This is a genomic window from Solirubrobacter soli DSM 22325, assembly GCF_000423665.1.
In the GTDB taxonomy this organism is placed as follows: domain Bacteria; phylum Actinomycetota; class Thermoleophilia; order Solirubrobacterales; family Solirubrobacteraceae; genus Solirubrobacter; species Solirubrobacter soli.
In genome coordinates this window covers 326067-340632 of the sequence record NZ_AUIK01000010.1, presented here as the reverse complement: position 1 = coordinate 340632, position 14566 = coordinate 326067, and the positions used below count along the sequence as shown (strand labels likewise).

The window sequence follows — 14566 nt, the reverse complement described above, 5'->3', positions numbered from 1 at the left end:
GTTGCTCACCCTCGTGGCCGTGGCCGTGCTCGCCATCGCGAGCATCGCCATTGCGGCCCGAGGCGGTGAGGAGGAGAAGAAACCGAATAAGGGCGCCGATCTGACCGCGATCCGCTGCCCGCTCGAACCCACTGGCGCGACCAGCGCCGGCGGTGAGCCCGAGTATAGGCCCGCCAAGAACGCGTTCGACACCGCCGAATTGATAGGTCTCAAGCTTGACGACGCCCGCAGCAAGGCGAGCGCGAAGGGCTGTGACATCGTCGTGTCGGTCAAGGACGGCGCCGGCCAGCCCGTGCCGATCGAGCTCAACCCGAAGCTGATCTACGTCTACACCGAGAACGACGCGGTGACCCAGATCGAAGGCGTCGGCGGCGGCATCTAGCCGATGCTGCAGTCGCTGTCCTCGCTGGCGGCGAGTGCACGTTCGCGCTGGGTGGTCATCGGCGCGTGGCTTCTGTTGGCGGCCGCGATGGTCCCGCTCCAGGGTCCGTTGCAGGGCCGCGCGGCCGACGAGAGCGACACCTTCATGGTGCGCGGCTCGGAGTCGCTGAAGGCCAAGCGCACGATCGACGCCCGCTTCCGCGCGGGCTCGGAGAGCGCCGCGGTGATCGCCTACTTCCGCGACGGCGGGCTGCAGTCGCCCGACCACGACCGGATGGTCAGCGACGCGCGGCGGATCTGCGCCTCGCGGGCGATCCCGAGCCTGAAGCTCGTCGGGACGCCGTACGGGCTCGGCTGCGGCAAGACCGACCCGCTCGACCTCAGCCCCGGCGGCCCGGGCCTGCTCACGTCCTCCGACGCGAGCGTCGGCCTGGCGACGGCGCTGATGACCGACGACAGCACGCCCGCCGCCGAGGTGGCGGTCGACACGATCCGCAAGATCGTGCCTCCGCCCACCGGCGACAAGACCGGGCTGCGCGCCTATGTCACGGGCGAGGTCGGCTTCGAGGCCGACCGCTCGGAGGCGGTCAAGACGATCGACGACAAGCTGCTGATCGTGACCTGCAGCGTGCTCGTCCTGCTGCTGCTGGCGATCTACCGCTCACCGCTGGTGGCGCTGGTCCCGCTGGTGGTCGTCGGGATCGCCTACGTCGTCGCCGGCGGCCTGACGTACATGCTCGTCGAGGCCGGCGTGACATCGGTCAGCGGCCAGACGACCGCGATCCTGATCGTGCTGATGTTCGGCGCGGGGACGGACTACTGCCTGCTGATCGTCGCCCGCTTACGCGACGAGCTGCGCCGGACGCAGGACGTCGGCGCGGCGATGGGTGCCGCCACCGAGCGCACCGGGCCCGCGATCCTCAGCGCGGGCGCGATCGTCGTCGTGGCGATGCTCGTCCTGGCGGTCGCCGACTTCAATGCCACCCGCGAGATGGGCCCGATCCTCGCGCTCGGCATCGTCGTGATGGTCGCCGCCGGGCTGACGCTGCTGCCCGCGATCCTCGGCACGCTCGGCCGGCGGTCGTTCTGGCCGGCTGTGCCTCAGGTCGAGGTCGAGGCTCGGCCGCCGAGCCGGATGTGGCGTCGCGTGGGCGCGTTGGTCGCCCGTCACCCGAAGGTGACGGCGGGCTCGGTCACCGCGATCCTGCTCCTCGGCGCGCTCGGCGCGGTGGGCGGTCGCGAGCCGCTGGACTTCTCGGAGGCCTTCCGCACCCCACCGCAATCGGTCGCCGGCGAGCAGCTGATCACCGACCGCTTCATCCCGGGGCGCGCCGCCCCGATCAACGTCGTCATGCCGTACGGCGCACGGGAAGCCGTGCTGGCCAAATTGACGGATGGACTGACGACACCTGTCCAAGAGGCGTACCTCTCGGCGGGCTCGCTTCCCCCGAACGGCCAGGAGTCGCAACTAGCCTTGGCCAGCGCCTATCTGAAGATGAATCCTTTCTCAGATGAGGCGACCGACTCCGTACCGGGACTCCGCCGCGCCGCGCGCGCGGCGGCGGGTGGCAGGCCCGTGCTCCTGGGCGGGGAGGTCCCCGAGGCCTACGACACCCAGCAGGCGCTGCGCCGCGACACGCGGCTCATCGTCCCGATCGGCCTCGCGCTCATCCTGGTCATTCTCGCCGTGCTCCTGCGCGCGGTGGTCATGCCGCTTTACGTCGTCGCGACCGTGATCCTGTCCTACGGTTTCGCGCTGGGCGTGAGCTCGCTCGTCTTCACGCACGTCATGGGCCAGCCGGCCTCCGACGAGAGCCTCGAGCAGTTCGCGTTCATCTTCCTGGTCGCCCTCGGGGTCGACTACAACGTCTTCCTGCTCGCGCGCATCCGGGAGGAGCGCGCGCGACAGGATTCGACAAAAGCCGCCGTCGTGTCCGCCCTCGAGCGGACCGGCGGCGTGATCACGAGCGCCGGTCTGGTGCTCGCCGCGACGTTCAGCGTCCTGATGGCGCTGCCGCTGGAATCGCTGTTCCAGGTGGGATTCGTCGTCGCGCTCGGCCTGCTCGCGGACACGTTCCTCGTGCGGGCACTTTTGGTGCCTTCCATCGCAATTCTCCTCGGAGAACGCAATTGGTGGCCCTCAAAGCCTGAACTTGTGTAGCACAAACGAGCAAAAGCTCTTGACATCGTTAGCTAAAGGACGTAGCTTGACGGTCGGAGTGCTGCCTAACTGGGTTTCTGTCGTACGGAATACGTAAGTCAGCGAAACCGGGGGAGAGGGAATGGATTCCCCGGGAGGAGGAGTTTTTCGGATGGTTCACCGAGGGTCGTTCGGCATGCCTGCGCGGCGTGTCGTTCTGTTGTGGTGTCTGGCAATCGCGACGCTGTTGACGGCAGTGCTCGCCCCCTCCGCCGCTCAGGCGCAGGGCACGCAGACCAAGCGCCTGCTGCTCTATACGGGCACGACCGGCTTCCGTCACACCGATGGCATCAACGGCGGTCGCCCCGTCGTCCAGGCGGCGCTCGAGGCCGCCGGTTACACGGTCGACTGGGAGGACTGCACCAATAACGGCGGCGGCGCGAACAACTGCGACAACGCCAACAAGAACCCGCGCATCTTCACCGACGACAACCTCGCTCGGTATGACGCGATCGTTCTATTGAACGCTTCGGCCGGGCCGCCCGGCCCCTTGTGGTCGGACGCCCAGAAGGCGTCCATCATCAAGTACATCCAGAACGGCGGTGGCATCGCCGGCATCCACAACGCGACCGATCAGGGCACGCTGCAGGAGACGTGGAACTGGTGGGACGGCAACAACGCCAACTCCGTCGTCGGCTCGACGATGAAGGGCCACGCCGCCACCGACCTCAACAACGTCGCGACCGTCCAGGTGGAGGACCACAACCACCTGTCGACGCGCGACCTGCCGGACACGTTCACGTTCGGTGACGAGCACTACAACTTCAACCGCAACGTCCGCGGCGACCACCACGTGCTCGCCACGCTCGACGAGCGGACCTACACGCCGGGCGGCAACGCCATGGGCCAGGACCACCCGGTCACGTGGTGCAAGCTCTACGACGGCGACAACGTCAACGACAACACGGGCACGCCCAAGAGCTACCGCGACGGCCGCACCTGGGTCACGTCGATGGGCCACTTCGGCGCGTCCTACACCGCCAACGGCGGCGACAACAACTTCGTGAAGATGATCGTGGGCGGCGTCCGCTGGGTCGCCGGCGAGGGCCGCAAGTCCGACTGCTCGGGCACGGTCTGGTCCTCGTTCACCCGCACGGTCGTCGTGCCCGATGCCAACAACCCGATCGGCATCGATGTCGCCAAGGACGGCAAGGTCTACTGGTCCGAGATCGGCAACCCGATCAGCCTGACCTCCGAGGGCTACGTGAAGATGTACGACCCGCTCAAGCCCGCGGGGAACAAGACCACCGTCATCACGATCCCGACGCGCGCGGATCACGGCAACTCCGAGGACGGCGTCCTCGGCATGAGCCTGCAGCCGGGCTTCGACCTGACTGACCCGAACAAGCGCAACATCTTCGTCTACTACTCGCCGCGCAACCCCGACTGGCCCATGACGGGCAACGTCCAGGTCGTCGGCTACAACCAGATCAGCCGCTGGACGCTGACGGCCGACGGCACCGCCGCCGAGCCCAACTCCGAGCGCGTGATCCTGCGCGTCCCCAAGGCCAAGATCTCCGGCTCGCCCTCCGGCTTCGCGGGCGGCCCGACCGACTCCGGCCCCGGCCACGTGGGCGGCGCCGGCCTCGACTTCGACTCGGCCGGCAACCTGTACCTCGGCGTCGGCGACGACGTGTCGCCCAACGCCTCCGGCCACAACGGCTACACGCCGCTGGACTACCGCGCCAAGGAGCGCTGGGACGCCCGCAAGACGTCGGCCAACACCGCCGACCTCCGCGGCAAGATCATCCGCATCACGCCCAAGCAGGGCGACATCCCGGCGAACACCGATCCGGGCGTCGATGCCACGTACTCGATCCCGACGGGCAACCTGTTCCCGGTCGGCACCGCCAAGACCCGTCCCGAGATCTACGCGATGGGCTTCCGGCAGCCGTTCACCGTCCACACCGACCCGGCCAACCCGGGCATCATCGGCATGGGCGAGTACTGCCACGACAACAACGCCAACGGTGCCAACCGCTCGCCGGCCGGCATCTGCGAGTGGAACCTGATCAACAAGGCCGGCAACTTCGGTTGGCCGTTCTGCATGGGCGACCAGTCGCCGGCGAACACGAACTACCGCTGGAACTACGCGACGGGCCAGTCGACGGGCCAGCAGTACGACTGCTCGACCGCGACGATCCCGTCCGACATCCGCTACGCGCCGGACGGCCAGACCCCGGTCGATCCGACGTTCGACGGCTTGGACACGCTGCCAAAGCCGATCCCGGCGACGATCTGGAAGAAGTACGCGGGCGCCTCGGGCGGCCAGAGCACGGCTGACTACGGCGACCTCAGCGCCGGCGGCATGCAGCCGATCACCGGCCCGATCTACCGCTACGACCAGGCCAGCGCCGGCCAGGGCGCGTTCCCGCGCTACTACGACGGCTCCTGGTTCATCAACAACCGCGGCGACAACACCGGCTTCTGGAAGGAAGTCCGGATGCGCAAGGACAACAACCAGATGCTGCGGGTCCAGGACTGGCTCCCGTACAACGGCGGCGTCAACCCGAACAGCGCCAACTCGAGCCTCGTGATCGGCACGCAGTTCGCCCCGGACGGCGAGCTCTACATGGCCCGCTTCTCGGTCGGCTGCTGCCGCTCGAACACGAGCGCCTCCAACCAGACGCAGATCGTGAAGATCTCGTTCAACGTGCAGGACGAGTGCCTGACGGACACGGCCGCCCCGACCGCGGTCGCCGACGTCACCGGCCAGGCGTACCCGGGCCAGGCGAACACGTTCGTCAACAAGGCCACGCTCAGGCTCACCGCCACCGACTCAGGCTGCGCGGGCGTCAAGACGATCGAGTACCGCGAAGCGGGCACGACCGACTGGAAGCCCTATACCGCGGCCGTCGACTTCACGGCGGCGAAGAAGTACACGATCGAGTTCCGCGCGACGGACGCCAAGGACAACGTCTCGGCCGTCAAGACGACCGACTTCGAGGTCCTCGAGATCCACGACGAGACCGCCCCGACGGCCACGGCCACCACGACGGGCGCCGTCGACCAGCGCGGCATCTTCGTCGGCTCGACGTCGCTCGCCATCACGGCGACCGATGACGCGACGGGCTCCGGCGTCGACAAGATCGAGTACCGCGTCAACGGCGGCGCGTACACGGTCTACTCCGCTCCGGTCGCCTTCAACTCGGCCGGCGACTACACCGTCGACTACCGCGCGACCGACAAGGTCGCCAACGTCTCGACGGTCAAGACGATCACGTTCAAGATCATCACGGGCGCCGGCTGCACCTCGGCCCGCTCGGACGAGTTCAACGGCACCTCCCTCGGTGCGCAGTGGCAGCGCCACACGCGCAACGGCGGCTCGCCGCTGACCGCCTTCACGTTCTCCGACGGCCAGCTGCACATGCCGACGGCGGACTTCGAGCTCGACGCGGCCGCGGCCGCGACGTCGGTCGGCCCGGTGAACTTCATCGGCCAGGACCTGGCGGCGCTCGGCTCGGCGTGGACCGCCGAGACCGAGTTCACGGTCAAGTACACCGGTGGTTGGCAGAACACCGGCCTGATCGTCTGGAACGGCGACAACAACTTCTTCCGTTCCTCGATCACGCACAGCCTGTCCGCCGGCAACATCTACGTCGAGCAGTCCAAGGACAACCCGACGACGACCGAGGGCGCCCGCTCTCAGGCCGGCAGCAACATCACGATCGCGCCGAACAAGAACGACCCGATCACGATCCGCATGCGCTACGTCCGCGCCAGCGGCTCCAACACCGTCACGTCGCAGTACCGCGTCATGGCTCCGGCCAACCTGGCGATGGCGGATTGGGCGAACTTCGGCGGCAGCTCCACCTTCCTGGACCTGAACCCGTCGGGTGGCGCGCGTCGTGACGCCACCGGCTCGCGCATCGGCATCATCACCCAGTCGAACTTCCCGGGCACCACGGGCACCTACCCGTACAGCGGCACGCCCGGCACGGTCGACGTCAACTACTTCCGGGTCACCCCGGATCCGCTCACCTGCGAGACCGACGCCCCGGCCACGACGGCGACGCTCGACCCGGCCGCCCCGGCGACCGGCGACACGTACGACCGCGCGGTCAAGGTGAACTTCTCGGCCGCCGACACCGGCACCAACGCGTCCGGCGTCGACAAGACCGAGTACCGCATCACCACCAACGGCACCGCGGGCAACTGGACGACGCTGAACAACAGCGCCGGCGACAACCCGTTCGTGAACTCGATCAACATCTCGAGCTCCGGCACGCACCTCGTCGAGTTCCGCTCGACGGACAAGGCGGCCAACACCGAGACGACCAAGTCGGTCACGTTCAAGGTGCAGCTCCCGGTCTGCGATCGCTCCGACGAGTTCGACGGCACGGACATCCTGCCGCGCTGGATCCGTCACACGCGCAACGGCGGCACGCCCACCACGGGCCCGCTCGCGCCGACGGTCTCCGGCGGCCAGCTGCACCTGCCGACGAACGACCTCGAGATCGACGCCGCCGCGACCACGTCGGTCGGTCCGATCAACTTCCTCGGCCAGGACCTGCCCGCTCTGGGCACGAACTGGACCGCGGAGACGCAGTTCACCGTGCAGTTCCGCGGCGGCTGGCAGAACGTGGGCCTGGTGGTCTGGAACGGGGACAACAACTTCTTCCGCTCCACCATCACCCACAACCTGGGTTCCTCGGCGATCTTCGTCGAGTCCTCCAAGGACGCTCCGTCCTCGACCGAGGGTGCTCGCACCGGCGGCTCGAGCGCGAACATCCTGCCGACCAACACCGGTCCGGTGACGATCAAGATGCGGTACATCCGCTCCAACGGCGCCAACACCGTTCAGGCGCAGTACCAGGTCATCGCCCCGGCCTCGGCGGCCAACGCCGACTGGGTCAACTTCCCGAGCATCACCGGGAACCTGGACCTGAACCCGTCGAGCGGCGCGCGGCGTGACGCCGTCGGCTCGCGCATCGGCCTGATCGCCCAAGACAACTGGCCCGCGGGCGGCACGTTCCCGTCCAACGGCGTCCCGGCCATCGCCCACGTCGACTACTTCCGGGTCACCCCGGACAACTGCCCGACCGGCGCCGACACCACGGCTCCGACCACCACCGCGACGACGGCTCCGGCCGCTCCGAACGGCACCAACGGCTGGTTCACCTCGGACGTCAACGTGACCCTCGCGGCCACGGACAACCAGGGTGGCTCGGGCGTCGACAAGACCGAGTACAAGGTCGACGGCGGCGCCTTCGCCGCCTACACCGCGCCGATCGCCGTCACGACGGCCGGCACGCACACGATCGAGTACCGCTCGGTCGACAAGAACAACAACACCGAGGCGACCAAGACCCTCACGGTCAAGGTCGACAAGGTGGCGCCGAGCTCGACCGCGACGCTGTCGCCGGCGACGCCCGGCCCGGGTGGCACCTACGACGGCCCCGTCCAGCTGACGCTGGCCGCGACCGATGCCACCTCCGGCGTGGCCAAGAGCGAGTACATGGTCAACTCGCCGACCGCGTTCGGCGCGTTCGGCGCGGCCAAGTTCGTCGCCAACGCGGCCGCGGCCGAGTGGGTGACGTACGACCCGGCCAACAAGCCGTCCTTCACGGCGGCCGGCGCGTACTCGATCGACTACCGCTCGACGGATGCCGCCGGCAACGTCGAGACGGCCAAGACGGTCACGTTCACCATCAAGGCCCGGATCAACGACCACCTGGCTCCGGTCACCACGTCGACGCTGGACCCGGCCGCGCCGGGCGCCGGCCGGACGTACAGCGGCCCGGTCACGGTCAAGTTCTCGGCCGAGGACCCGTCCGAGGGCGGCCCCGCTCCGAAGACGGTCAACATCAGCGCCTCCGGCGATCAGTGGGACCCGACGTCGCTGACGGCGATCGTCGGTGACACCGTCCGCTTCAACTTCCCCGAAGCGACGGCGACGTTCCCGCACAACGCGTACCTGTACAAGGCGGGCGGCAGCCCGAGCGCGGCCAACCAGGTCGCGGACATCACGTTCCCGGGTGGCAACTCCGCCACGAAGGTCGTGACCGAGGCGGGCACGTACACGTTCCAGTGCACGATCCACGCCGCGATGCTCGGCACGCTCACCGTGTCCGCCGCTCCGGCCGGCAACGCGCCGTCCGGCGTCGACTACACGGAGTACCGCGTCAAGACCGATGCCACGCAGGGCGACTGGGTGAAGGCCACCAACACGGCCGGCACGAACCCGTTCACCTCGCAGGCCACGGTCTCGGCCGAGGGTCAGCACACCGTCGAGTACCGCTCGGTGGACAAGGCGGGCAACGCCGAGGCCACCAAGTCGGTCGCGTTCGGCATCGACATCCCGGAGCCGGGCACCCCGGTCATCGAGGCGTTCGCCGATCCGGCCAACGGCGTGGCCCCGCTGCAGACGCGGTTCTCGGCCTCGGGCTATGACCCCGACGGCAGCGAGCTGACGTACAAGTGGGAGTTCGCGGACGGCTCGTTCCTCGGCCGCGGCGTCACGCGCACGTTCACCAAGCCGGGCACCTACATCGGCAAGGTCACGGCCACCGACGGCCAGGGCGAGACGGCCTCCAAGGAGGTCACGGTCGTGGTCACGAAGGCCGGCGTCCAGGCGCCGACCGTCGAGGCGAGCGCCAACGTCACCAGCGGGCCCGCCCGCCTGACCGTGGCGTTCACCGCGACCGGCACCGATCCGGACGGCGACAGCAGCAAGCTGCTGTACGCGTGGGACTTCGGCGACGGCGGCAAGTCGTTCGAGCAGAACCCCACGCACACGTACGGCGCGAAGGGCACCTACACCGCGAAGGTCACGGTCGAGGACGCCTCGGGCGCCACCGCGCAGAAGAACATCACCATCACGGTCACCGATCCGGCGGGCAACCAGGCCCCGACGATCGAGGAGACCGGCACCCCGTTCGCCGTGGACGAGCTGACGTACCAGTTCAGCGCCCGCGCGACGGATCCGGAGAAGGAGAAGCTCACCTACGAGTGGGACTTCGCCGACGGCTCGGCCAAGGGCACGGGTGAGACGCTCACGCACAAGTTCCCGCGTGTGGGCTCCTACAACGTCGTCCTGACGGTCACCGATCCGCACGGTGCCAAGGCGACCAAGACGATCGCGGTCAACGTGACCGCGACGGCCAACGCCGCGCCGACGGTGAAGATCACCAGCGATCCGATCTCCGGCACGGCTCCGCTGCGGGTGCAGTTCAGCTCGCAGGTGTCCGACGACGAGGACGGCCTGTCGATCGCGTGGAACTTCGGCGACGGCGGCGGCTCGGCCGACGCCAACCCGGTCCACACGTTCACGGCGGCCGGTACCTACACGGTCACGCTGCGGGTCCAGGATCGCCGCGGTGCGGTGACGACCGCGACCACGACGGTCACAGTGACGGCGGCCCAGGCGGCGCCGGCTCCGAACGTCAAGGCCGACGAGGTCACCCCGGCGCCCGCGGTCGAGCCGTGGTTCGGCGTGGCCAAGACCAACAAGACCACGATCGCCGCGTTCTCCAAGAGCGGCCTCGCGGTCAAGGTCACGGCCACCGAGGCGATGACCGGCACGGCGACCCTGACGGTCTCCAAGGCGGTCGCCAAGAAGCTGGGTCTGAAGAAGACCACGCTGGCGTCCGGCAAGGTGAAGTTCACCACCGCCGGCGCGAAGTCCGTGACGCTGAAGCCGTCTGCGGCGGTCAAGCGCGCACTGAAGAAGGCCAAGGGGTCCGTGAAGGTCACGCTCGGCGTGAGCCTGCGCGCGAACGGCAAGTCGGCGAAGCAGTCGACGCGCACGATCACGCTCGCGATCCGCTAGGGCAAACCTAAAGCTCGCCTAAGGGGTCTGACCCCTTAGGTGGGCTTTAGATTCGAAGAGGCGGTCGTCCCTGGTCAGGGCGGCCGCCTTTTCTTTTGGGCGGGTCCGCGTTACATTGCCTCGTGGCAAACGCTTTCCATGGGGGAGAACTGTGGCGCAGCGCGTCGTTGGAATCATCATGAACGGTGTCACCGGGCGGATGGGGATGAACCAGCACCTCATCCGGTCGATCCTCGCGCTGCGCGAGCAGGGCGGGCTGCCCATCAACGGCAACGGGGACGTGATCTGGCCCGAGCCGGTGCTCGTCGGGCGCAGCGAGGCGAAGCTCGCGGCGCTGGCGTCGGCGCATGGACTGGAGAAGTGGTCGACCGACCTGGACGCCCTGCTGGCCGAGCCGGCGTACGAGATCTACTTCGACGCGCAGCTGACATCGGCGCGCCCGCCCGCCGTCGAGGCCGCGATCGCGGCCGGCAAGCACATCTACTGCGAGAAGCCGGTCACGCCCGACGTGGCCAGCGCGCTGTCGCTCGCGCGGGCCGCGCGGGATCGCGGCGTCAAGGTCGGCGTCGTGCAGGACAAGCTCTTCCTGCCGGGTCTGATCAAGCTCCGCCGCCTGGTCGAGTCGGGCTTCTTCGGCCGGATCATCGCCGCGCGCGGCGAGTTCGGCTACTGGGTCTATCCGGGCCCGGACCCGAAGCCGCAGCGCCCGTCGTGGAACTACCGCACCGCCGACGGCGGCGGCATCATCAGCGACATGTTCCCGCACTGGCGCTACGTGCTGGACAACGTGTTCGGACCTGTTCGATCGGTCTGCGCTGTTGGCGCCACGCACATTCCCGAACGGATCGACGAGGCAGGCGAGCCGTATGAGGCGACCGCCGAGGACGCCGCGTACGCGATGTTCCAGTTCGACGGCGGGCTGATCGTGCAGATGAACTCGTCCTGGTGCGTGCGGGTCAACCGCGACGAGCTGTTCGAGCTGCAGGTGGACGGGACGCAGGGAAGCGCGGTCGCCGGCCTGCGCGACTGCAAGGTGCAGTCCGCGGTGACCACGCCCAAGTCGGTCTGGAACCCGGACCTGCCGGACCCCGTCGACCATCGCGCCTCGTGGACCGACGTGCCGGTCGTCGAGCCGCCCGAGAACGGCTTCAAGCTCCAGTGGGAGGCGTTCCTGCGCCACGTGGTGCTCGACGAGCCGTTCCGCTGGGACTTCGTCGAGGGCGCGCGTGGCGTGCAGCTGTACGAGCTCGGCGAGCAGTCGTGGCGCGAGCGTCGCTGGGTCGACGTGCCGGAGCTGACGCTATGAGCGCCCTCGTGCTGCCGCGCGCCGGCGGCGTCCTGGAGCCCTACGAGCCGGTCGCTCGGGAGCCGCTGCCGGTGCTCGGCGCCGAGCCGCGCTCACGGGTCTGCTTCGCCGCCGCGCACGTCGTCGCCGATCCGCTGGCCGGCGGCGACCCGACCGGTCCCGCGCAGCTGGACTGGGAGACGACGCTGCACTTCCGCCGCCACCTGTGGGCGCACGGGCTGCGCGTGGCGGAGGCGATGGACACCGCCCAGCGGGGGATGGGGCTGGACTGGGCCGCGACGCAGGAGCTGATCCGGCGCAGCGTCGCCGAGGCCAAGGCCGTCGGCGGGCAACTGGCGGCGGGGGCGGGCACGGACCAGCTTCCGGCCGGCCCGGCGACGCTCGACGACGTGCGCCGCGCGTACACGGAGCAGCTCGAGTTCATCGAGGGCGAGGGCGCGCCGGTGATCCTGATGGCGTCGCGGGCGCTCTGCGCGGCCGCCTCGTCCGCCGACGACTACCGGAACATCTACGGCGAGCTGCTGGACGCCGCCTCTGCGCCCGTGATCCTGCACTGGCTCGGCGACATGTTCGACCCGCTGCTCGCCGGATACTGGGGTTCGCGCGTGTTCGAGGATGCGCTGGACGTGGTGGTGTCGATCATCGACGCGCACGTCGAGAAGGTCGACGGCATCAAGATCTCGCTGCTGGACGCGGACAAGGAGATCGCGCTGCGCGAGCGGCTGCCCGCGGGCGTGAAGATGTACACGGGCGACGACTTCAACTACCCGCAGCTGATCGCGAGCGGCAGCCACGCGCTGCTCGGCATCTTCGACGCCATCGCGCCCGCCGCCGCGGCGGCGATGCACGCGCTCGACGAGGGTGACACCGCGCGCTACGACGAGCTGCTGGCACCGACGGTGCCACTCTCGCGCCACATCTTCGCCCCGCCCACCCAGTACTACAAGACGGGCGTCGTCTACCTCGCCTTCCTCAACGGCCACCAGCAGCACTTCCGCATGGTCGGCGGGCTGGAGAGCGGGCGCAGCGTGCTGCACCTGGCCGAGCTGTTCGTCCTCGCCGACCGGGCCGGCCTGCTGCGCGACCCGGAGCTCGCGAGCGAACGCATGCGCCACGTGCTGGCTCTGGCAGGCGTCAATTGAGCTCCCGGCTCTCCTTCAACTCGATGACCGCGGACCGCTGGCCGTTGGCCGAGGTCATTGACGCGTGCGCCGAGCATGGCATCGAGTGGATCGGGCCATGGCGGCACAAGGTCGCGGAGATCGGGGTCGAGGACGCGCGCAAGCGGATCGACGCCGCCGGCCTGAAGGTCTCGTCGCTGTGCCGCGGCGGGTTCTTCGCCGCCGAGGACGCCGACGCCGACAACCGGCGCGCGGTCGAGGAGGCCGCGGCGCTCGGGACCGACGCGCTCGTGCTCGTCTGCGGCCCGCCGGCCACCAAGGACCTGGCGCAGGCGCGCGACACGATCCGGCGTGGCATCGAGAAGCTCCTCCCGCACGCCAACGAGCTCGGCGTCCGGCTGGGGATCGAGCCGCTGCACCCGATGATGATCGGCGAGCGCTCGGCGATCACCTCGCTCGGCAACGCGCTCGACATCGCCGAGCGGATCGGCGACCCCGGCGTCGGCGTCGTCATCGACGTCTACCACACGTTCTGGGACGCGTCGCTGCCCGAGCAGGTCGCCCGCGCCGCCGGCCGGATCGTCGGCTACCACGTCAACGACTGGCTTCGCGAGACCTCCCACACCCTGCTGGAGCGCGGCATGATGGGCGACGGCATCATCGACCTGCACGGCTTCAGCGCGATGATCGAGGCCGCGGGCTACTGCGGCCCGATCGAGGTCGAGATCCTCAACCCGGCGATCTGGGACCTGCCCCGCGCCGAGCTGATGCGGCTGACGGTCGAGCGCTTCGAGCGATGCGTGCTCTAGCTCCGCGGCGCGGTCGTGGCGCGCGGCACGACCTTGTGCGCCAGCACCACGTCCTCGGCGTTGTAACCGCCGAGCACGGTGTGCGCCGCTCGCTTGCCCATCTCGTGCAGCGGGACGCTGACCGTCGTCAGGCCGACGAAGTGCGCGGTGCGGACGTCGTCGATGCCCGCGACCGAGACCTGGCCCGGCACGTCGACGCCGCGGTCGCGCAGACGCATGAGCACGCCGATCGCGGCCTCGTCGTTGGCGGCGACGATGGCGTCGGGCAGCCGGTCGCGCCCCAGCAGCGTGTCCGCCGCGCGGACGCCATCCTCGTAGGAGAAGCCGCCGACGATCTTGTCCGTCCCGCCCGCCCGCTGGAAGCCTTTGAGCCGCAGCGCGCTCGTGTGCAGCCCCGCCGGGCCCTCGACGAACGTGACGCGCTCGTGGCCGAGGCTCTTCACGTAGGCCGTGATGTCGTGGGTCGCCGCCTCGTTGTCGAAGACGATCGTGGGCGCGTCGAAGTCGCGTTGCGCGAGCGCGACGATCACCGATCCGCGTTCGCGCGCGTCGACGACCGCCTCGCCCAGCTCGAGCGCGCTCGGGTCGTTGGCGCGGCCGGACGCCGCGAAGACGATCCCGGCGGCGTGGTAGTCGCGCAACTGCCGGAGGTGGCCGAGCTCGGCGTCGCTGCCCACCTCGGCGCTGCACACCATCGTCAGGTACCCGAGGTCGGCGCCGACCTCCTCCACGCCGCGGGCGATCTCGGCGAAGTACGGGTCGACGATGTCGCCCACGATCACGCCGATGATCCGGCTCGAGCGGGTCACGAGGGCACGGGCGAGCGCGGACGGCGCGTACCCGAGCTCCTGCGCCGCGTTGAGCACGCGCGTGCGGGTCGCTTCGGACACCGGATGGGCCGAGCCGTTGAGGACGCGCGAGCACGTGGCGATCGAGACGCCCGCGTGCCGGGAGATGTCGCTGAGAGACGCCACGGCG

General features: G+C 69.4%; 7 protein-coding genes. 6 read left to right on the top strand and 1 reads right to left on the bottom strand.

Annotated features, from left to right (window positions below; all coding sequences use genetic code 11):
- The first annotated feature begins 19 nt into the window (after positions 1 to 19).
- The 6 genes from G569_RS0111470 (at position 20) to G569_RS0111445 (ending at position 13588) form a co-directional block, all read left to right on the top strand.
- Positions 20 to 382, top strand: coding sequence for a hypothetical protein (locus G569_RS0111470; RefSeq protein WP_157591968.1), 363 nt, complete (start codon positions 20 to 22; stop codon positions 380 to 382).
- A gap of 3 nt (positions 383 to 385) precedes the next feature.
- Positions 386 to 2542, top strand: a complete 2157-nt coding sequence (locus G569_RS47515; RefSeq protein ID WP_053226198.1) for an MMPL family transporter — start codon at positions 386 to 388, stop codon at positions 2540 to 2542.
- A gap of 175 nt (positions 2543 to 2717) precedes the next feature.
- On the top strand, positions 2718 to 10352 hold the full coding sequence (locus G569_RS0111460) for an OmpL47-type beta-barrel domain-containing protein (protein WP_169542121.1): 7635 nt from the start codon (positions 2718 to 2720) through the stop codon (positions 10350 to 10352).
- A gap of 151 nt (positions 10353 to 10503) precedes the next feature.
- Positions 10504 to 11658, top strand: a complete 1155-nt coding sequence (locus G569_RS0111455) for a Gfo/Idh/MocA family protein (protein WP_028063517.1) — start codon at positions 10504 to 10506, stop codon at positions 11656 to 11658.
- Positions 11655 to 12800: a dihydrodipicolinate synthase family protein gene (locus G569_RS0111450; protein WP_028063516.1), complete on the top strand. Its 1146-nt coding sequence runs from the start codon at positions 11655 to 11657 to the stop codon at positions 12798 to 12800. The genes G569_RS0111455 and G569_RS0111450 overlap by 4 nt, the downstream gene beginning before the upstream one ends.
- Positions 12797 to 13588, top strand: a complete 792-nt coding sequence (locus G569_RS0111445) for a sugar phosphate isomerase/epimerase family protein (RefSeq protein WP_028063515.1) — start codon at positions 12797 to 12799, stop codon at positions 13586 to 13588. Before G569_RS0111450 ends, G569_RS0111445 begins: the two co-directional genes overlap by 4 nt.
- On the opposite strand, the gene G569_RS0111440 is transcribed toward G569_RS0111445, so the two are convergent.
- The gene (locus tag G569_RS0111440) at positions 13585 to 14562 is read right to left on the bottom strand and encodes a LacI family DNA-binding transcriptional regulator (RefSeq protein WP_028063514.1); all 978 of its coding nucleotides are present in this window, start codon (positions 14560 to 14562) and stop codon (positions 13585 to 13587) included. The two genes, G569_RS0111445 and G569_RS0111440, sit on opposite strands and share 4 nt — an antisense overlap.
- Positions 14563 to 14566 lie beyond the last annotated feature (4 nt).